Source organism: Nocardioides sp. NPDC006273, assembly GCF_040613495.1.
GTDB lineage: Bacteria > Actinomycetota > Actinomycetes > Propionibacteriales > Nocardioidaceae > Nocardioides.
In genome coordinates this window covers 1-17,434 of record NZ_JBEXSD010000090.1, presented here as the reverse complement: position 1 = coordinate 17,434, position 17,434 = coordinate 1, and the positions used below count along the sequence as shown (strand labels likewise).

The 17,434-nt window shown below is 69.1% G+C and carries 20 protein-coding genes, 1 pseudogene and 1 riboswitch; of the genes and pseudogenes, 16 read left to right on the top strand and 5 right to left on the bottom strand.

Features of this window, described 5'->3' with window-relative positions; genetic code table 11:
- Window positions 1-161 precede the first annotated feature (161 nt).
- Both ABZZ22_RS25315 and ABZZ22_RS25310 read right to left on the bottom strand, forming a co-directional pair.
- Complete coding sequence (locus tag ABZZ22_RS25315) at window positions 162-1,550, bottom strand: class II fumarate hydratase (protein WP_354937711.1); 1,389 nt, start codon at window positions 1,548-1,550, stop codon at window positions 162-164.
- 18 nt (window positions 1,551-1,568) lie between these two features.
- Window positions 1,569-2,333, bottom strand: coding sequence for a hypothetical protein (locus tag ABZZ22_RS25310; protein ID WP_354937708.1), 765 nt, complete (start codon window positions 2,331-2,333; stop codon window positions 1,569-1,571).
- Window positions 2,334-2,370: 37 nt separating this feature from the next.
- Between ABZZ22_RS25310 and ABZZ22_RS25305 the strand changes: the two genes are divergently transcribed.
- Genes ABZZ22_RS25305 through ABZZ22_RS25285 form a run of 5 tightly spaced genes read left to right on the top strand, consistent with a single transcriptional unit; the run spans window position 2,371 to window position 5,835 of the window.
- On the top strand, window positions 2,371-3,237 hold the full coding sequence (locus tag ABZZ22_RS25305) for a glucose 1-dehydrogenase (RefSeq protein ID WP_354937705.1): 867 nt from the start codon (window positions 2,371-2,373) through the stop codon (window positions 3,235-3,237).
- Window positions 3,237-3,737, top strand: coding sequence for a DUF6328 family protein (locus ABZZ22_RS25300; protein WP_354937702.1), 501 nt, complete (start codon window positions 3,237-3,239; stop codon window positions 3,735-3,737). Before ABZZ22_RS25305 ends, ABZZ22_RS25300 begins: the two co-directional genes overlap by 1 nt.
- A 6-nt stretch (window positions 3,738-3,743) precedes the next feature.
- The gene (locus ABZZ22_RS25295; RefSeq protein WP_354937699.1) at window positions 3,744-4,244 is read left to right on the top strand and encodes an NfeD family protein; all 501 of its coding nucleotides are present in this window, start codon (window positions 3,744-3,746) and stop codon (window positions 4,242-4,244) included.
- A 14-nt stretch (window positions 4,245-4,258) separates the two neighbouring features.
- The gene (locus ABZZ22_RS25290) at window positions 4,259-5,305 is read left to right on the top strand and encodes an SPFH domain-containing protein (protein ID WP_354937696.1); all 1,047 of its coding nucleotides are present in this window, start codon (window positions 4,259-4,261) and stop codon (window positions 5,303-5,305) included.
- Window positions 5,306-5,328: 23 nt separating this feature from the next.
- A complete protein-coding gene (locus ABZZ22_RS25285) occupies window positions 5,329-5,835 on the top strand; it encodes an SPFH domain-containing protein (RefSeq protein ID WP_354937693.1) in 507 nt (168 codons plus the stop codon).
- 99 nt (window positions 5,836-5,934) lie between these two features.
- Here the strand turns inward: ABZZ22_RS25285 and ABZZ22_RS25280 are convergent, their stop codons facing one another.
- Window positions 5,935-6,789, bottom strand: a complete 855-nt coding sequence (locus ABZZ22_RS25280) for a DUF559 domain-containing protein (protein WP_354937690.1) — start codon at window positions 6,787-6,789, stop codon at window positions 5,935-5,937.
- A 101-nt stretch (window positions 6,790-6,890) separates the two neighbouring features.
- Here ABZZ22_RS25280 and ABZZ22_RS25275 point away from each other — a divergent pair, with 101 nt between their 5' ends.
- The 3 genes from ABZZ22_RS25275 to ABZZ22_RS25265 all read left to right on the top strand — a co-directional run bounded on the left by ABZZ22_RS25275 (window position 6,891) and on the right by ABZZ22_RS25265 (window position 8,577).
- The gene (locus ABZZ22_RS25275; protein WP_354937688.1) at window positions 6,891-7,694 is read left to right on the top strand and encodes an inositol monophosphatase family protein; all 804 of its coding nucleotides are present in this window, start codon (window positions 6,891-6,893) and stop codon (window positions 7,692-7,694) included.
- A gap of 61 nt (window positions 7,695-7,755) precedes the next feature.
- Window positions 7,756-8,310 carry a GNAT family protein gene (locus ABZZ22_RS25270; protein WP_354937685.1) on the top strand — a complete coding sequence of 185 codons (555 nt, stop codon included), beginning with the start codon at window positions 7,756-7,758 and terminating at the stop codon, window positions 8,308-8,310.
- A 39-nt stretch (window positions 8,311-8,349) separates the two neighbouring features.
- Window positions 8,350-8,577, top strand: coding sequence for a hypothetical protein (locus ABZZ22_RS25265; RefSeq protein WP_354937682.1), 228 nt, complete (start codon window positions 8,350-8,352; stop codon window positions 8,575-8,577).
- Between the two features lie 201 nt (window positions 8,578-8,778).
- Here the strand turns inward: ABZZ22_RS25265 and ABZZ22_RS25260 are convergent, their stop codons facing one another.
- Window positions 8,779-10,467 (bottom strand): fumarate hydratase, encoded by a 1,689-nt coding sequence (locus ABZZ22_RS25260; protein WP_354937679.1) that lies wholly within the window; start codon window positions 10,465-10,467, stop codon window positions 8,779-8,781.
- Between the two features lie 97 nt (window positions 10,468-10,564).
- On the opposite strand from ABZZ22_RS25260, the gene ABZZ22_RS25255 reads away from it, so the two are divergent.
- The 8 genes from ABZZ22_RS25255 to thiC all read left to right on the top strand — a co-directional run bounded on the left by ABZZ22_RS25255 (window position 10,565) and on the right by thiC (window position 17,292).
- A complete protein-coding gene (locus ABZZ22_RS25255; protein ID WP_354937676.1) occupies window positions 10,565-11,158 on the top strand; it encodes a carboxymuconolactone decarboxylase family protein in 594 nt (197 codons plus the stop codon).
- 43 nt (window positions 11,159-11,201) lie between these two features.
- A riboswitch (TPP riboswitch) is annotated at window positions 11,202-11,311 on the top strand.
- Window positions 11,305-11,916 (top strand): thiamine phosphate synthase, encoded by a 612-nt coding sequence (gene thiE, locus ABZZ22_RS25250; protein ID WP_354937674.1) that lies wholly within the window; start codon window positions 11,305-11,307, stop codon window positions 11,914-11,916. It overlaps the preceding riboswitch by 7 nt.
- Entirely contained in the window at window positions 11,916-12,977 is a 1,062-nt protein-coding gene (gene thiO, locus ABZZ22_RS25245; protein WP_354937671.1) for a glycine oxidase ThiO, read from the top strand. The genes thiE and thiO overlap by 1 nt, the downstream gene beginning before the upstream one ends.
- A complete protein-coding gene (thiS, locus tag ABZZ22_RS25240; protein ID WP_354937668.1) occupies window positions 12,974-13,174 on the top strand; it encodes a sulfur carrier protein ThiS in 201 nt (66 codons plus the stop codon). The genes thiO and thiS overlap by 4 nt, the downstream gene beginning before the upstream one ends.
- Complete coding sequence (locus ABZZ22_RS25235) at window positions 13,171-13,938, top strand: thiazole synthase (RefSeq protein ID WP_354937665.1); 768 nt, start codon at window positions 13,171-13,173, stop codon at window positions 13,936-13,938. Before thiS ends, ABZZ22_RS25235 begins: the two co-directional genes overlap by 4 nt.
- Window positions 13,935-14,633 (top strand): thiamine phosphate synthase, encoded by a 699-nt coding sequence (locus ABZZ22_RS25230; RefSeq protein WP_354937662.1) that lies wholly within the window; start codon window positions 13,935-13,937, stop codon window positions 14,631-14,633. The genes ABZZ22_RS25235 and ABZZ22_RS25230 overlap by 4 nt, the downstream gene beginning before the upstream one ends.
- Complete coding sequence (locus ABZZ22_RS25225; RefSeq protein ID WP_354937659.1) at window positions 14,630-15,589, top strand: bifunctional hydroxymethylpyrimidine kinase/phosphomethylpyrimidine kinase; 960 nt, start codon at window positions 14,630-14,632, stop codon at window positions 15,587-15,589. Before ABZZ22_RS25230 ends, ABZZ22_RS25225 begins: the two co-directional genes overlap by 4 nt.
- A complete protein-coding gene (gene thiC / locus ABZZ22_RS25220; protein ID WP_354937656.1) occupies window positions 15,586-17,292 on the top strand; it encodes a phosphomethylpyrimidine synthase ThiC in 1,707 nt (568 codons plus the stop codon). Before ABZZ22_RS25225 ends, thiC begins: the two co-directional genes overlap by 4 nt.
- 76 nt (window positions 17,293-17,368) lie before the next feature.
- Here thiC and ABZZ22_RS25215 read toward each other — a convergent pair.
- Window positions 17,369-17,434, bottom strand: a pseudogene (locus tag ABZZ22_RS25215) (immune inhibitor A domain-containing protein); the annotation flags it as partial.

Here is a 17,434-nt window from a genome sequence, read left to right as displayed (position 1 = left end):
GGCCATCGTCGTGCCGCCGCTCTTCGCCTGGCTGGTGTGGCCACGGGTGCACCTCGACGAGGGCACGGTCGGCGCGTCATGACGCGCCGACTCGACGAGATTTCGGGTCAGGATGAGCCGACTCGGCCTTTGAATCGGTCAGGACGAGCCGACTCGGCGATTCAGGGGTGGGTCATCGACTCGACGTCCAGGGCTTCGTCCAGCTGGGCCTCGGTGAGGGTGCCGTTCTCGACGTAGCCGAGCTCGATGACGGTGTCCTTGATCGTGGCGCCCTCGGCGAGGGCCTGCTTGGCGACCTTGGCGGCGGCCTCGTAGCCGATGTACTTGTTCAGCGGCGTGACGATCGAGGGGGAGGACTCGGCGTAGCCGCGCAGACGCTCGGTGTCGGGGACGATCCCGTCGACGGTGCGCTCGGCGAGGACGGTCATGGCGGTCGAGAGCAGGCGGATGGACTCCAGGACGTTGCGGGCCATCACCGGCATGGCGACGTTGAGCTCGAAGGCGCCGGAGGCTCCGGCGGCGGTCACCGCGGCGTCGTTGCCGATCACCTGGAACGCCACCATCAAGACCGCCTCGGGGACGACCGGGTTGACCTTGCCGGGCATGATCGAGGAGCCCGGCTGGAGATCGGGCAGGTGGATCTCGGCCAGGCCGGTGGTGGGGCCTGACGACATCCAGCGCAGGTCGTTGTTGATCTTGATGAGCCCGACCGCGATCGTCTTCAGGACCCCGGACAGCTCGACCAGCGAGTCGCGGGTGCCCTGGGCCTCGAAGTGGTTGCGGGCCTCGGTGAACGGCTGACCGGTGCGGTTGGCGAGGTCGGCGATCACTGACTGCGGAAAGCCGGCGGGCGTGTTGATGCCGGTGCCGACCGCGGTGCCGCCGAGCGCGAGCTCACGCACCCTGGGCAGTACGGACTCGAGTCGCTCGGCCGCGTAGCGGACGGTGGCGGCGTACCCTCCGAACTCCTGGCCGAGGGTGACCGGCGTGGCATCCATCAGATGCGTACGCCCCGACTTCACCAGGCCGGCGAACTCCTCGGCCTTCGCCTCGAGGGAGTCGGCCAGCACGTCGATCGCGGGCAGCAGCTGCTCGGTGACGGCGACCGCCGCGGCGACGTGGATCGCGGTCGGGAAGGTGTCGTTGGAGGACTGCGAGGCGTTGACGTGGTCGTTGGGGTGCACGTCCCGCCCGGCCCGCGCCACCAGCGAGGCGATGACCTCGTTGGCATTCATGTTGGACGACGTGCCGGACCCGGTCTGGAAGACGTCGATCGGGAAGGCGTCGTCGTGGCGACCTTCGGAGATCTCGCCCGCGGCCGCGATGATCGCCTCGGCCTTGTCGCCGGGGAGCACGCCGAGGTCGAAGTTGGCCTTGGCGGCAGCGGCCTTCACGTGGCCGATCGCGTGGATCAGCGCCGGCTCGATGGGTGTGCCCGAGATGGGGAAGTTCTCCACGGCCCGCTGGGTCTGGGCACGCCAGAGCGCGTCCTTCGGGACTCGTACCTCACCCATGGAGTCGTGCTCGATGCGAAAGCTCATGTCGTCCATGTCTGGTTCAACCTTTGACTAGTTGGTGCCATTCCTTGGCGAGACCCCGCCGGTAGAGAGCCAGCCCACGTAGAGCCAGTAGGTCTCCTCGTGCCCCTGCAGGTCGACGGGGTAGGAGTGTGCCTCGGCATGGTCGAAGACCTGCGTCATCACCTCCAGCAGCGCCGGAGCCTCCGCCGCCGACCACACCACCACCGTGCCACCCGGGGCGGTGGCCCGCCGCGCATGGGCCAGCGCGGGCGCCTCGTAGAGCGCTCCGTTGGCGTCGTGGACCAGGTAGCCGGGGCCGTTGTCGACGTCCAGCAGCACGACGTCGTACGCCTCGGCCCGGCTCTCCCGCAGGACCACGGCCACGTCGGCGACCTCGATGTGGACGCGCTCGTCGCTCAGGAGGTCGGGACCGTGGGGGATCGTCCCGGTGCGCATCCACTCGACCAGGCGCGGCTCGATCTCGACGACCGTGACCGCCTCGACGCGCCGGTCGGTCAGCGCCGCCTCGAGAGTGAAGCCGAGGCCGAGGCCACCGATGAGCACCTTTCCGGGCTGCGCGTGGAGCTCGAGCGCACGCGTCGCGAGCGCCTTCTCGGTCGAGGTCTCCCGGGTGTCCATCACGAAGATCCCGTTGGCCCGCAGCTCCAGGTGGCCGTCCGCCCGGTGCCGCAGGGCCAGGCCACCGTGCGCGCTGCGCGCGCTTACTCCCTCGCTCGGCGCGGATGGACGAGCAAGCTCGCCATCCGACCTCGCTCCGGTCGTCTCGACTATCACCGATTCAGTCCCGCTCACGGTCTCCATTGTGTCGGATATGGGTACCGGACCCGACATGAGCGATGACAACACCCAGTTCCCAGCCCAGCAGCAGGAGCCTCCCGGCCTCACCGGCGAGATGGACCCGCTGCCCGACCACGGTGAGTCCAGCTACGAAGGCCACGGCCGCCTCGACGGAAAGGTCGCGCTGATCACCGGCGGTGACTCCGGCATCGGTCGCGCGGTCGCCCTCGCGTACGCCCGCGAGGGAGCCGATGTGGCATTCACCTACCTCCCCGAGGAGGAGCCGGATGCGCAGACGACCTCGAAGCTCGTCGAGGACGCCGGACATGCGGCCCTGGCCATGCCGATCGACCTGCGCGAGCGCGAGGCGTGCGACGAGGCCGTCGAACGCACCGTGCAGGAGCTCGGCGGCCTGGACATCCTGGTCAACAACGCCGGCTACCAGTTCGCCCGCGACAAGGGCCTGACCGACATGGACGACGAGCGGATCGACCGGACCTTCAAGACCAACCTGTACGCCCTGCTCTGGCTGACCCGAGCGGCCGTGCCGCACCTGCAGGAGCGCAGCGGCTGCGTCATCAACAACGCCTCGATCCAGGCGTACGAACCCTCGACCAGCCTGCTCGACTACGCCGCGACCAAGGCGGCGATCAACAACTTCACCGTCAACCTGGCCGCTGAGCTCGGGCCCGAGGGGATCCGGGTGAACGCGGTGGCTCCAGGGCCGATCTGGACGCCGCTGCAGCCTGCGACGCAGGCGCCGGAGAAGGTGGAGCAGTTCGGGGCGAACACTCCGCTGGGGCGTGCCGGCCAGCCGGCCGAGGTCGCACCGGCGTTCGTCTTCCTGGCCTCGCCCGCGGAGGCGTCCTACGTCTCCGGGACCGTCCTCGGGGTGACTGGAGGACGGCCGGTCTTCTGATGGCGACCAGCGGCGCGAGCGGTCGCCCGGTCGAGGGAGGAGGCCCGGACGAGCGGCCGGAGGAGCGCATCACCCGCAACTGGAACGAGCTCCTCCAAGAACTACGAGTGCTGCAGACGGGCGTGCAGATCCTGACCGGTTTCCTGCTGACGGTGCCCTTCTCGCCGCGCTTCCCCGATCTGAACGACCAGCAGAAGACGATCTATCTCGTCGTGCTGGTCGGTTCGGTCATCACCACCTGCCTCATCGTCGCCCCGGTCTCCTTCCACCGGATTCTGTTCCGGCGCCGGCAGCGGCCGTGGCTGGTGCGGGCCTCGCACGCCTGCGCCCGGGCCGGGCTGGTGGGCTTCGCGATCGTCTCTGCGCTCGTGGTGCTGCTCGTCTTCGACGTCGTCGTCTCGTTCGCGATCGCCGTCGTCGCCGCCGTGGGGGTCCTGATCCTGTTCCTGTCCCTGTGGGTGGGTCTGCCGCTGCTGAACGGGCGGAACAACTCCGACTGAACGGGTGTGACCGTCACCACACCGGGAGTACGCTGGTGGGAAACCGAGGCTGGTGGGCTTATGTGGTCGATCTTCTGGATCATCGTCGCCGTGCTGCTCGGAGTGGCCGAGGCGTTCACGATGACGCTGGCGTTCGCTTTCGTCGCCGGCGGGGCGCTCCTCGCTGCCGGGAGCGCGGCGCTCGGGGCGCCGGTGCTCGTGCAGGCGCTCGTCTTCGTGCTCGCGGGCGGCGGCAGCGTACTGCTCGTGCGGCCGGTGGCGCGACGACATCTGGCTCTGCCGCCGCCGGTGCGCGACGGCACCGATGCCTTGGTCGGCCGTCAGGCGGTCGTCCTCTCCGAGGTGAGCTTCGACCACGGCCTGGTGCGCCTCGCCGGTGAGGAATGGTCGGCCCGGCCCTACGACGAGGACTTGGTCATCCCGGTCGGATGCCGGGTCGACGTGTTCGAGATCGAAGGCGCGACTGCGCTCGTGCACCCGCGCGACCCGCTGTCGCTCTCGCCCTAGGAAGGACGTACGACATGGAGCTTCTGCTGATAGTTCTGGTCCTGGTCGCGCTGGTGGTGGGTGCGGTCGCCTCGACGGTGCGGATCGTGCCACAGGCGCGGCGCTACAACATCGAGCGCTTCGGGCGCTATCGGGGGACCTTGCAGCCGGGGCTGAACTTCGTGATCCCGCTGGTGGACCGGGTCAATACCAAGCTGGACGTTCGTGAGCAGGTCTACTCCTCCAACCCGCGCCCGGTCATCACCGAGGACAACCTCGTGGTCGCCATCGACACGGTGCTCTACTACCAGATCACCGACCCGCGGGCGGCCGCCTACGAGGTGGCCGACTACCTGCAGGCGATCGACCAGCTCACCGTGACCACGTTGCGAAACCTGATCGGATCGATGGACCTGGAGTCCACCCTGACGTCTCGCGAGACCATCAACGTCCGCCTGCGCGAGGTGCTCGACGACGCCACCGGGAAGTGGGGGATCCGGGTCAACCGGGTCGAGATCAAGGCGATCGACCCGCCGGCCTCGATCAAGGAGGCGATGGAGAAGCAGATGCGCGCCGAGCGTGACAAGCGCGCCGCGATCCTGCACGCCGAAGGCAAGCGGGCCTCGCTGATCCTGGAGGCCGAAGGCACCCGGCAGAAGTCCATCCTCGAGGCGGAAGGTAACCAGCAGGCCCGGGTGCTCGAGGCCGACGGTGAGGCCAACGCCCTCGAGCGGGTCTTCCAGGCGGTCCACGCCAACGACGCCGACGCCAAGGTCCTCGCCTACAAGTACCTCGAGATGCTGCCCTCGCTCGCCGCGCACGGCAACTCGTTCTGGGTCATCCCCGGCGAGCTGACCGAGGCGATGCGTACGGTCACCGGCGCCTTCGCCGACAGCGCCTCCAAGTCTGTGGGCAACGGCAACGGCAACGGCGACAGGAACGAGAGCGAACGACGTACGCCGCCCGTCCCCACTCCGCGCGACGCCATCGAACAGGCCCAGCGTGAGGCTCATGAGGAGGCCGCCAAGGCCGTCGAGCAGGCCAAGGAGGAGTCCGCCCGCGCGGACCGCATCATCGGCTGAGGGGTGCCGGTAATCTGACCGGCATGTCGCCGGGTCTCGTGGTCGTGCTGCTTGTCGTCGTGGTCGTCGTCGGGATGCTGATGAGCGTCAAGATCGTCCCGGCGGCGACCTGCGTCGTGATCGAGCGCGGCGGCCGGTTCCGGGCGACGCTGAGGCCCGGTCTCAACACCGTTGTGCCGCTGCTCGACCGGGTCGTGGCTCGGTTCGACATGCGCGAGCAGGTGCTGTCGATGCGGGAGCCGCTCGTCTGCCGCGACCACCACGTCTGCGAGGCGGTCGTGGACGTCTATTTCGAGTTCGAGGATCCGTCGGTCGCCTACCGCGTCGACAAGCCCCGGCAGCAGCTCGAACGTGCCGTGCGTGCGGCACTGCGAGAGTTCGCCGGAATCGTCGGCCAGGACGAGTTCCTCACTTCTGCCCAGCGCCTGACGGACGTCGCGTACGACGCCACTCGCCGCTCCTGCGAGGACTGGGGCATCCGCGTCAAGCGTGTCGAGGTCACCGACCTCCGCGGCCCCGACTCGGCGTGACGATGAGTCACCTAGGGGCCACGGGCACTCTGAAACCGACGCGCGACACGCCGTTGCCAGGCGTGTCGCGGTTGGATTCTGGGCCTCTTGGGGCCGGGGTCAGGCTGCCGCAGATCGCTGGGCCAGCGCCATCTCGATGCACCTCAGCACGTACTCGGGCTGGAACATCACCTGGTCGTAGGTGAACCGCAGCACGATCCAGCCGTCGGCGGCGAGCATCGTGTAGCGCTGGCAGTCGCGGTCGTGCGCCTCGCGGTCGGCGTGGAAGTCCCAGGAATCGGCCTCGAGGATGAGGCCGTTGATCGGGTCGACGAGGTCGGGGTGCACCGTCAGCGCGCCAACGCGCACCTCGTACTGCGGGATGAACTCGTAGCCCGCAGTCGCCGTGATTGCGCGTAGGCCAGACTCGAATGCGTTGGCGGCCGAGCCGTTGGCGTGGGCTGCGACCTTCTCGACCTGCTCCTTGTTGCCGCCACGCCAGGTGTGGCTGGCGGTGACGAGCTCTTCGTGTGTCAGCGAGCCGTGGCGCAGTGCCGAGTCGGCGACGGTCAGCGCGCTTGCGAAAGGCAGATCGCGAGCGCACAGCATGACGGTGAGCAGCGGTCCTGTGGACCAGCCGTCCAAGTCCTCGCGCCGGGCGTCGTACGTCCAGAACCTGGCCTTGCTGGTCGGCTGTTCCTGTCCGCTCGGCAGGAGGAGCTGCGGGACGCTGGGAGACGCACGGACCTCCCAGCCGTGATGGAGCGCGGCGCTGAGATGGGTGAGGTGGAGGTTGTGCTTCACCGCGAGCCGACGGCCGAGGTCGGTCACTGGAAGGGCGTAGCGGTCGCGGTCGACATGGATGATCACCTTGTTCGACACCGCGGTGCGGAGGCGGCGTCGACTGGAGAGCGCGACGATGTCGGCAGCGCGGGCGATCCCACCCAGCTGCTCCAGCGCCTCGACTGCGTCCATGACTGCCAGTATGAGAGCGACCACCGACAACGTGATGGGCCCACCAGGGCTGCCGAAACTGGCGGTCTGCCGTACGAGCGGTCTGCCGTACGTTTACCCCCGTGGGCTACGACGTGGAACGAGTGGTCGCTGAGGTACGTGAGGCCGCGACCTGTTACCTGCGACCTAGGTTCCGTGCGCTGACGACTGCGGACATATGGGAGAAGTCGCCTGGTGAAGTGGTCACCGTTGCCGATCAGGAATGCGAGAGTGCGCTCTCTGCTCGCCTGTGCGCTGCGGTGCCGGGAAGCGTCGTGATCGGGGAGGAAGCCGCCGCTGAGAACCCGACATTGCTTCGCCACCTCTCCGGCGAGCGGCCGGTGTGGCTGCTCGACCCGCTCGACGGCACCGGCGCCTTCGCAGCTGGCTCGCCGGATTACGGAGTGATGGCTGCGCTGGTCGTCAACAGCGAGACCGTGCTCGGAATCATCCATCAGCCCGAGCACTCCCGGACCTTCGTTGCCGAACAAGGGGCTGGCGCGTGGGAGACCGAATCAGGAGAACGCCTCGCTGTCAGACGGTCCTCGAGCAGCCTCGAGGGCGCGGTCATGAAGCGGTTCCTGCCAGTCGATGTCCGCGCTGTGATCGAGCGAAACGAGCATCGGTTCGGGACGCTGGAGCCGCGGGCGACCGCCGCCAGCATCGAGTACCCCGCACTCGCCAGGGGCGACGGCGACTTCATGCTGTACTGGCGTACTTTGCCCTGGGACCACGCCCCCGGCGCCCTGATGCTGAGAGAAGCTGGCGGGGTCGTGGCCCGCCTGGACGGTGCGGCGTACGACCCGACGGATCGTCGTGAGGGTCTTTTGGCAGCCGGCAGCCCCGAGGCATGGCGGGAAGCGAAGTCGGCGCTCGGGCTTGAATGAGGACGGGCTCGATGCGCTGAAACCTGGTGCGTCGAGCCATCGCGGCTGACAGCATGGAGCCATGTCGCTGGCCACACCAACGCTCGTCACGGCGCGGTTGAGATTGCGTCCGTTCGCCGAATCCGATGCGGACGAGCTGTTCGCTTTGCAGAGCAACGCCCACGTGCTGCGCTACTGGGATTCACCGCCGTGGACAGAGCGCACGCGCGCGGACCAGTTCATCGTGAGGTCTCGTGAGATGGCGGAGGAGGAGAGTGGGGTGCGGGTGGCCATCGAACGCGACTCTGCGTTCCTCGGCTGGTGCACCTTCAACTCGTGGGACCCCGAGTTCCGCAGCGCGTCCCTCGGCTTCTGCCTCAACGAGGACGCGTGGGGGCACGGCTTCGCGACCGAGGCCGCCGGCGCACTGCTGGCCTGGGCCTTCGACACGTTGGACCTGAACCGGGTCCAGGCGGAGGCCGACACCCGCAACGCCCCCTGCGCCCGGGTGTTGGAGAAGCTCGGGTTCAGGCTGGAGGGGACGCTGCGCGAGGACTGCATCGTCAACGGCGACGTCTCGGACTCGTGGGTCCTCGGGTTGCTCAGACGGGAGTGGAAACCGGTCGGCAGCAACTGAGAGGTGCCGTTGGGGCCGTTGCGGGGTACCGCAGGAGACATGAGCCATCAGCAGCTTCCCGCAGAGGGGCCGGACGACCCCGACTACACCGGTGGGGACGGGCAGGTCTCCGAGACCGAGCGTCTCGACGAGGACGAGAGCAGTACGCCGATCGCCCCGTCGGACGCAACCGCTGGCTACCCCGACTCGGAGTCGGGCAGTCCGGACACACAGGGGTCCGGGCCGAGCGAGGCGCCGCCGGAGAATCGGCGTGACAACGACGTCTAGGGACTCTGGGGGCGGTCCGGGACCTGCCGCGGCTTCGTAGGTCTTCGGACTGCTCCGACGTCAGCGGCGGCCATAGGGCCCACCGAACACCCCCGCGACACGCCGCATGTCGGCGTGTCGCAAGGGCCTCAAGCGCGTTTGTGGCCTCCAGCAGGATCAGTCGTCCCGCAACGCCGAGGCTCAACGCCGGCGGACGCCCGCTCAGCGCTCCTTCGAGCGCACCCTGATCCCGCTGAGGGGGACGGTGGTGGTTCCGGCCGGGTCGATGAAGAAGTCGTTGCCCTCGCCGTCGACCACGATGAAGGCGGGGAAGTTCTCCACCTCGATCTTCCAGACCGCCTCCATACCGAGCTCGGGGTACTCGAGCACCTCGACGGACTTGATGCAGTCCTGCGCCAGCCGGGCGGCCGGGCCGCCGATGGAGCCGAGGTAGAAGCCGCCGTAGGTCCCGCAGGCCTCGGCGACGACCTTGGAGCGGTTGCCCTTGGCGAGCATGACCATCGAGCCGCCGGCGGCCTGGAACTGCTCGACGTAGGAGTCCATCCGGCCGGCAGTCGTCGGGCCGAAGGAGCCGCTCGCCATGCCTTCCGGCGTCTTGGCCGGGCCGGCGTAGTAGACCGGGTGGTTCTTCATGTACTCCGGCATCTCCTCGCCGGCGTCCAGCCGCTCCTTGATCTTGGCGTGCGCGATGTCGCGGGCCACGACCATCGGGCCGGACAGGGAGAGCCGGGTCTTGACCGGGTGCTGGGAGAGGGTCGCCAGGATCTCCGACATCGGCTGGTTGAGGTCGATGTCCACGACCTCGCCGGCCGCGATCTCCTCGGCCATCCCGGCGTCCGGCATGTACTGCGCCGGGTCGGTCTCGAGCTGCTCGAGGAACACCCCGTCGCGGGTGATCTTGCCCAGCGCCTGACGGTCGGCGGAGCAGGAGACCGCGATCGCCACCGGGCAGGAGGCGCCGTGGCGGGGGAGTCGGACGACGCGTACGTCGTGGCAGAAGTACTTGCCGCCGAACTGGGCGCCGATGCCGAAGGACTGGGTCAGCTCGAAGACCTTCTCCTCCAGGTCAACATCGCGGAAGCCGTGGGCGCTCATCGAGCCCTCGGTCGGCAGGTTGTCGAGGTAGTGGGCCGAGGCGTACTTGGCCGTCTTCAGGGCGAACTCCGCGGACGTCCCGCCGATGACGACGGCGAGGTGGTACGGCGGGCAGGCGGCGGTGCCGAGCGAGCGGATCTTCTCGTCGAGGAAGCTCAGGATCCGGTCGGGGTGCAGGATCGCCTTGGTCTCCTGGAACAGGAACGACTTGTTGGCCGAGCCGCCGCCCTTGGCCATGAAGAGGAACTTGTACTCCGGGCCGTTCTCGCCCTCGGCGGTCGAGTAGATCTCGACCTGCGCGGGCAGGTTGGAGCCGGTGTTCTTCTCCTCGTAGGTGGTCAGCGGCGCGAGCTGGGAGTAGCGCAGGTTGAGCTTGGTGTAGGCGTCGAAGACACCGCGGCTGACGGTCTCGGCGTCGTCGGAGCCGGTCAGTACGCCCTCGGACTTCTTGCCCATCACGATCGCGGTGCCGGTGTCCTGGCACATCGGCAGGATCCCACCGGCGGAGATGTTGACGTTCTTGAGCAGGTCGAGCGCGACGAAGCGGTCGTTGCCGGAGGCCTCGGGGTCGTCGATGATCTTGCGCAGCTGCTTGAGGTGGGCCGGACGGAGGTACTGGTTGATGTCCTTCATCGCCTCGGCGGTCAGCCGGCGGATCGCCTCGGGGTCGACCTTCAGGAACTTACGCCCGTCGACCTCGACCTCTTCCACCCCCTCGCTGCTGATCAGCCGGTAAGGAGTGTCGTCCTTACCGGTCGGGAGGAGGTCGGAGTACCGGAACTCAACGTCAGCCACGAGCCAATAGGCTACGCCGCGTCGGGTGTCACAATCGACACGGCTCCTCCGTCTACGTACCGAGAGCCCTTCATCGGGCTGGATACAGGAGGAGATCATGACTGGTACGACCCGGATCCCGCCGGCGGAGGTCACTGGCCTCAAAGGGATCGTGATCAAGCGGTTCGCGAAGAAGATGCTCGGTACGGTGCCGACCTCGATCGGCGTCTACTGGCACAACCAGAAGGTGCTGATGGGGATGTCTGGCCTCGGCTCGAAGGTGAAGAAGTGGGACGCCTGCGACGAGGACCTGAAGACGTACGCCCACATGGCGGTCGCGTCGCTGATCGGATGCACCTGGTGCCTCGACTACAACTACTTCGAGGCGCACAACAAGGGACTCGACCTCGACAAGGCGCGAGAGGTGCCGCGTTGGCAGGAGTCGGACGTCTTCACCCCGTTGGAGCGGGAGGTGCTGGCGTACGCCGAGGCGATGAGCCACACCGAGCCGACGGTGACCGACGAGATGGTCGCGAGCCTGCGCGAGCAGCTCGGGGAGGCGGCGGTGGTCGAGCTGACCGCGGTCATCGCGTTCGCCAACTTCACCACCCGTGGCAACATCGCGCTGGGCATCGAGTCCGACGGGTTCGCGGAGGCCTGTGAACTCAAGCCGCTGGCGCAGCGCTCGCCGCAGACGTCGGGATCGGCGTGAACCCCTTGCGAAAGGGGCCCAGGTCTCCGCTACAGTGAAAGGGACCCAACCACACGGGAGTCCGCGGCAGCGGGCTGAGAGGGAGCTGTAGCTGCTCCGACCGTCGTACCTGATCCGGATAATGCCGGCGAAGGAAGTGACCTGACGTGTTGCACGCACTCCCGAGGCTCTTCTGCCTGGTCTCCACGACCGACGACCTGACTCTCCTGCCCGCCCTTGCCGCGGCAGGGGTCGATGGCTTTCAAGTACGCGACAAGACTGCGACCACACGTGAGCTGGTGGTTCTGGCCGCGACCGTGATGGAGCTCGTCGCGGCGTACGAGGCCTGCGTCGTCGTCGATGACCGGCTCGATGTGGCGCTCGCGGCCGGTGCACACGGTGTCCACCTCGGTGCCGCCGACCTGCCGGTGGCCGATGCCCGCCGGATCGCCGACGCGGTCGCTCCGGGGCTGGTCATCGGGGCGACCTGCCGCGACCGCGCCGCGGTCGAGGCGGCCGCCGGCGCGGGCGCGGACTACGCCGGCTTCGGGCCGGTCTTCGCGACCTCCTCCAAGTCGGGGCTCCCCGACCCGCTGGGCGTCGACGCGGTCACGGCGGCGACCGGTGTGCTGCCGCTGATCGCGATCGGCGGCATCTCCGCCGGAGTGGCCGCCGCCGTGCGTGCCGCCGGCGCCCACGGGGTCGCCGTGATCGGCGGTCTCTGGCGACAACCCGATCCGCTGCAAGCCGCGAAGGAGCTCGTGGAAGCGGTCGGCTGATGCGGGTGCGAATCCTCGGTGCCGGGATCGTCGGGCTGTCCGTGGCCGACGAGCTGATCCGCCGCGGCCATGACGTCACGGTCGTCGATCCCGCGCCGGGCTCGGGAGCGTCGTACGCCGCGGCCGGGATGCTCAGCCCCGCCGGCGAGGCCTGGCACGGCGAGGAGGACCTGACCCGGCTCTGCCTGTCGTCGCTGTCGCTCTGGCCGGCGTTCGCCGCCCGTCTCGGCGTGCCGATCCACACCCGCGGGACGGTCCTGGCCGGCGTCGACGCCGGGGACGTCCAGCAGGTCGAGCGGCAGCTCGCGGTGCTCGACCTCGCCGGCGTCTCCTACGAGAGACTCGTACGCCGCGAGCTGCTCGCCCGCGAACCCGGCCTCGGCCGCGTCGCCGGTGGGGCCTACCTCGCCGAGGACCATTCCGTCGACCCGCGTGCGGTCGTCGCTGCACTGCTCGATCGGGTCGGTGACCGTGTTGGTCTCGACACGGATTCGTTCGTTCCTCACGAATCGGGCTCGACCGACGAATCCGCTGGGCGGCTCGAGACCAACACGGTCACCGTGATCGCGACCGGCACGCGACTCCCCGATCCGTACTCCTCCCTCATCCGGCCGGTGCGTGGCGACGTGGTGCGCCTGCGGACGCAGGAGCGGGTGGAACGGACGGTGCGGGCCTGGGTCCACGGCGAGCAGGTCTACGTCGTGCCGCGGACCGAGAGTGACGAGGTGGTCGTCGGAGCGACCTCCGAGGAGCGCGACGGTCCGCTGCTGCCGACGGTCGAGGGCGTGTGGCGGCTGCTCGACTCCGCGCGCCGGGTGCTCCCGGCCCTCGACCGGGCCAGCGTGGTCGAGGTGACCTCGCGCGACCGGCCCGGGACCGCCGACAACCTCCCCTTGATCGGCCCGACCCAGGAGCCGGGCGTCGTGCTCGCCGCGGGTGCCTACCGCAACGGGGTCCTGCTGGCGCCCCTCATAGCGCAGCTGGTGGCCGATCACATCGAGACAGGTTCAGTGGAGCCCGCGGTCGATCCGCGCCGGTTCCGGATGAAGGAGGACGGATGAAGATCACCGTGAACAGCGAGCCGATGGAGGTCAGCGGGACCGTCGCCGACCTGCTCGAGGCCAGGACCGGCGACCGGCGGCCGAGCGGCATCGCCGTCGCTGTGGACGAGGAGATCGTGCCGCGCGACGACTGGGCGCGTTGGACGCTCCAGGACGGCCATGTCGTCGAGATCGTGACGGCGGTGCAGGGCGGATGAGCAACGTCTTGAGGATTGCCGGACGAGAGATCTCCTCGCGCCTCTTCCTCGGCACCGGCGGGCTGCCCAACCTGGCCCTGCTCCCTGCGGTCATCGACGCGGCCGAGCCGGGTCTGGTGACGGTGTCGATGCGGCGTACGTCCTCGACGGCGACCGGCGGGCTGCTCGAGACACTCCGCGCCGCGAAGGTGCCGATCCTGCCCAACACCGCGGGCTGCCTCTCGGCGCGCGAGGCGGTGCTGACCGCCGAGCTCGCGCGCGAGGCGCTCGAGACCGACTGGGTGAAGCTGGAGGTGATCGGCGACGAGACCTCGCTGATGCCCGACGCCGTCGAGCTCGTCGAGGCTGCCGAACAACTGGTCCGCAAGGGCTTCACGGTCCTTCCGTACGCCACCGACGACCCCGTCCTCGCCCGCCGGCTCGCCGACGCCGGCTGTGCGGCGGTGATGCCGCTCGGCTCGCCGATCGGGTCGGGGCTGGGCATCCTCAACCCCCATGCCATCGAGGCCGTCGTGGCAGCGGTCGACGTGCCGGTCGTGCTCGACGCCGGGGTCGGGACCGCCTCGGACGCGGCGTTGGCGATGGAGCTCGGCTGCGCTGCCGTCCTCGCCGCCACCGCGGTCACCCGAGCCGACGACCCGGTCGGGATGGCCCGCGCGCTGAGGCTGGCGGTCGAGGCCGGACACGCCGCCGGCGGCGCTGGCCGGATCCCGCGACAGGCGGTCGCCCGGGCGTCCTCACCGATGGAGGGCCGGATCGCATGAGCACCCCACGACGTCCTCGCTTCGCTCCGGGCGCCGCGGGGACCCCGAACCCCATGACCGAGCTACCTCGACTGCTGGTCCTCACCGACCGCTCCCAGCTGCCGCTCGGCCGCAGCCTGCTCGCGACGCTGGCGGCCTGCGCCGAGGCCGGCCTGACCCACGTCGTACTCCGTGAGCTCGACGAGACCCCGGAGCAGCGAGCCGGGCTGGCGAAGGCCGCCGTCGACCTCGGCCTGGTGGTCATCGCTGCGCACGACCTGCTGCCGGGTGCGGCTGGGGTGCAGCTCCCCGCCGATGGGGGTAACACGTCGTTCGTAGGACTATCCGGTCGTTCTAACGGGCGAGAAGACGGTGTAACAGCGTGTTACACCCGCGGTCGCAGCTGCCACAGCCCCGCAGAGGTCGCCACCGCCGCCGAGGACGGGTTCGACTACGCGATGCTCAGCCCGTACGCGCTGACCGAGTCCAAGCCCGGCTACGGACCGCCGCTCGGGCCGGCCGCGTTCGGTGACCTGCCGCTCCCGACGTACGCCCTCGGGGGGATCACCCCGGACAACGCCGCCGAGGCCGTGGCGGCCGGCGCCCACGGTGTCGCCGTGATGGGTGCGGTGATGCGTGCCGAGGATCCCGCCGAGGTCGTACGCGACCTGCTGGCCGTCCTCGCCACGACGCCGAAGCCGGAGGTGACCGCGTGAACCCGCCGGTCGCGCTCACCATCGCGGGCACCGACTCCGGGGGAGCGGCGGGCACGGCCGCCGATCTGGCGACGTTCGCCGCGCTCGGGGTCCACGGAGCCTGCGTGATCACGGCGGTCACCGCCCAGGACACGACCGGGGTGAGCGACATTCATCCCGTTCCGCACGCGACCATCGAGGCTCAGCTCGATGCGGTGCTCGACGACCTACCCATTGCCGCGATCAAGACCGGGATGCTCGGAACGGCGGCAGCCGTAGAGGCAGTCGCGCAGCGGGTTGTGAAGCTGAGAGTGACCTATAGCCCACTCTCAGCTTCACAACCCGCGGTTGTCGTTGACCCTGTTCTTGTCGCCACCTCTGGGGCGGTGCTTGGCGGAGAGGACGTACGTCGTGCCTACCTCGACCACCTGCTCCCCGTCGCCACCGTCGTCACCCCCAACCTCGATGAGGCCCGGGCTCTGGCCGGCCACGACGGGACGCCCGAGCAGCTGGCCGAGGAACTGGTTTTTCTCGTCGGTCGAGCCGCGAGCGCCAGCGAGCGTGTCGAGACCAACACGGTTCCTATCGAGCGTCGAGACGGCCGTATTGGTCTCGACACGGCTCCGCCTAGCGGCTCCGGCGGCTCGACCAGCGGGGTGACCGGCGGCTCGACCAGCGGGGCGACCGTGATCGTCACCGGCGGCGATCCGGCGGCGACCGGGAGCTGCACCGACTGGCTCGCCGAGCCTGGAAAGCAGCCGATCCCGCTCACACACCCCGCAGTCCCCACGAGCAACGACCACGGCACCGGCTGCACCTACAGCTCAGCCCTGGCCGCCCATCTCGCCCACGGCGCGACGCTGCACAAAGCGGCGGAGCAGGCCGCGGCGTACGTCACCCAACAGCTTCGAGCCAGCAAGACCTGGACCCTCGGAAGAGGCCGGGGACCGATCGCCCACACCAAGGAGACCCGATGACCGTCCACCCCGCCCACACCCGCCTCGAGCTCGGCGACCTCAAGGTCCCGGTGACCCGGGTCGAGCTCACCAACGGCGAGACCTTCGACCGCTACTGCACCGAGGGCCCCGGATCCCGACCGGAGCAGGGCCTCCCGCCGCGCCGCCTCGAATGGATCGAGGAGCGCGGCGACACCGAGCCCTACGAGGGCCGCCCGACAGACCTCCGGGACAACGGCAAGACCGCCGTACGCCGAGGCGTTGCCAGCCAGGAGTGGCAGGGCGAGCGCAGGCAGCCCCGGAAGGGGGTCTCGACAGGCTCGACCACCGCAGTCACCCAGATGCACTACGCGCGCCAGGGCATCATCACCAAGGAGATGGCCTACGTCGCCGTCCGCGAGAGCTGCGACCCCGAGCTGGTCCGCGAGGAGGTCGCGGCGGGCCGCGCGATCATCCCCAACAACGTCAACCACCCCGAGTCCGAGCCGATGATCATCGGCAAGCGCTTCCTGGTGAAGATCAACGCCAACATCGGCAACTCCGCGGTCACCAGCAGCATCGCGGAGGAGGTCGACAAGCTCACCCACGCGGTCACCTGGGGTGCGGACACGGTGATGGACCTCAGCACCGGCGATGACATCCACACCACTCGCGAGTGGATCCTGCGCAACAGCCCGGTCCCGATCGGCACCGTCCCGATCTACCAGGCCCTGGAGAAGGTCAACGGCGAGGCCGACAAGCTGACCTGGGAGGTTTTCCGCGACACCGTCATCGAGCAGGCCGAGCAGGGCGTCGACTACATGACGATCCACGCCGGCGTACTGCTCCGCTACGTCCCGCTCACCGCCAACCGCGTCACCGGCATCGTCAGCCGAGGCGGCTCGATCATGGCCGGCTGGTGCCTGGCGCACCACCAGGAGAGCTTCCTCTACACCCACTTCGATGAGCTGTGCGAGATCTTCAAGCAGTACGACGTCGCCTTCTCCCTCGGTGACGGGCTCCGGCCGGGGTGCACCGCCGACGCCAACGACGAGGCCCAGCTCTCCGAGCTCCGCACCCTCGCCGAGCTGACGGAGCGAGCCTGGCGACACGACGTGCAGGTGATGGTCGAGGGCCCCGGCCACGTCCCGCTCAACCTGGTGAAGGAGAACGTCGACCTCCAGCAGGAGTGGTGCCACGGCGCGCCGTTCTACACGCTGGGCCCGCTCGCAACCGACATCGCGCCCGGTTACGACCACATCACCAGCGCCATCGGCGCGGCCACGATCGCGATGCACGGCACCGCGATGCTCTGCTATGTCACCCCGAAGGAGCACCTCGGTCTGCCGGACAGGGACGACGTGAAGACCGGCGTCATCACCTACAAGCTCGCCGCTCACGCCGCCGACATCGCCAAGGGCCACCCCGGCGCCCGAGACCACGACGACGCCCTCTCCAGGGCCCGTTTCGAGTTCCGCTGGCGTGACCAGTTCGCCCTCTCGCTGGACCCGGTCACCGCCGAGAGCTTCCACGACGAGACCCTCCCGGCGGAGAACGCCAAGACCGCCCACTTCTGCTCCATGTGCGGTCCGAAGTTCTGCTCGATGAAGATCAGCCAGGACGTACGCGACCGCTTCGGCAGCACGGAGGGCGCCTCCCCTGAGGAGATCGAGGCGGGGATGCTGGAGAAGTCGAAGGAGTTCGCGGCGGCGGGAAGCCGGGTGTATCTCCCGCTCGCCGACTGACCCGCCGACCCGACGGTGCTACCGGTTCGCCAGGCTCTCGTAGAGCCTGGCAGATCGGAAGTACGTCGTTCCAGAAGCCGGTGCCGTTCTCGCCGCCCGCGGTGTCGTAGAAGTCAGGCAGACCGAGGTCGTGGCCGAACTC

Bases quoted from the DNA above. Each gene is read 5' to 3' on its own strand.
- ABZZ22_RS25315 (WP_354937711.1), bottom strand. From the start codon at position 1,550: ATGGACGACATGAGCTTTCGCATCGAGCACGACTCCATGGGTGAGGTA.
- ABZZ22_RS25305 (WP_354937705.1), top strand. From the start codon at position 2,371: ATGAGCGATGACAACACCCAGTTCCCAGCCCAGCAGCAGGAGCCTCCC.
- ABZZ22_RS25300 (WP_354937702.1), top strand. From the start codon at position 3,237: ATGGCGACCAGCGGCGCGAGCGGTCGCCCGGTCGAGGGAGGAGGCCCG.
- ABZZ22_RS25290 (WP_354937696.1), top strand. From the start codon at position 4,259: ATGGAGCTTCTGCTGATAGTTCTGGTCCTGGTCGCGCTGGTGGTGGGT.
- ABZZ22_RS25285 (WP_354937693.1), top strand. From the start codon at position 5,329: ATGTCGCCGGGTCTCGTGGTCGTGCTGCTTGTCGTCGTGGTCGTCGTC.
- ABZZ22_RS25280 (WP_354937690.1), bottom strand. From the start codon at position 6,789: ATGGACGCAGTCGAGGCGCTGGAGCAGCTGGGTGGGATCGCCCGCGCT.
- ABZZ22_RS25270 (WP_354937685.1), top strand. From the start codon at position 7,756: ATGTCGCTGGCCACACCAACGCTCGTCACGGCGCGGTTGAGATTGCGT.
- ABZZ22_RS25265 (WP_354937682.1), top strand. From the start codon at position 8,350: ATGAGCCATCAGCAGCTTCCCGCAGAGGGGCCGGACGACCCCGACTAC.
- ABZZ22_RS25255 (WP_354937676.1), top strand. From the start codon at position 10,565: ATGACTGGTACGACCCGGATCCCGCCGGCGGAGGTCACTGGCCTCAAA.
- thiO (WP_354937671.1), top strand. From the start codon at position 11,916: ATGCGGGTGCGAATCCTCGGTGCCGGGATCGTCGGGCTGTCCGTGGCC.
- thiS (WP_354937668.1), top strand. From the start codon at position 12,974: ATGAAGATCACCGTGAACAGCGAGCCGATGGAGGTCAGCGGGACCGTC.
- ABZZ22_RS25235 (WP_354937665.1), top strand. From the start codon at position 13,171: ATGAGCAACGTCTTGAGGATTGCCGGACGAGAGATCTCCTCGCGCCTC.
- ABZZ22_RS25230 (WP_354937662.1), top strand. From the start codon at position 13,935: ATGAGCACCCCACGACGTCCTCGCTTCGCTCCGGGCGCCGCGGGGACC.
- thiC (WP_354937656.1), top strand. From the start codon at position 15,586: ATGACCGTCCACCCCGCCCACACCCGCCTCGAGCTCGGCGACCTCAAG.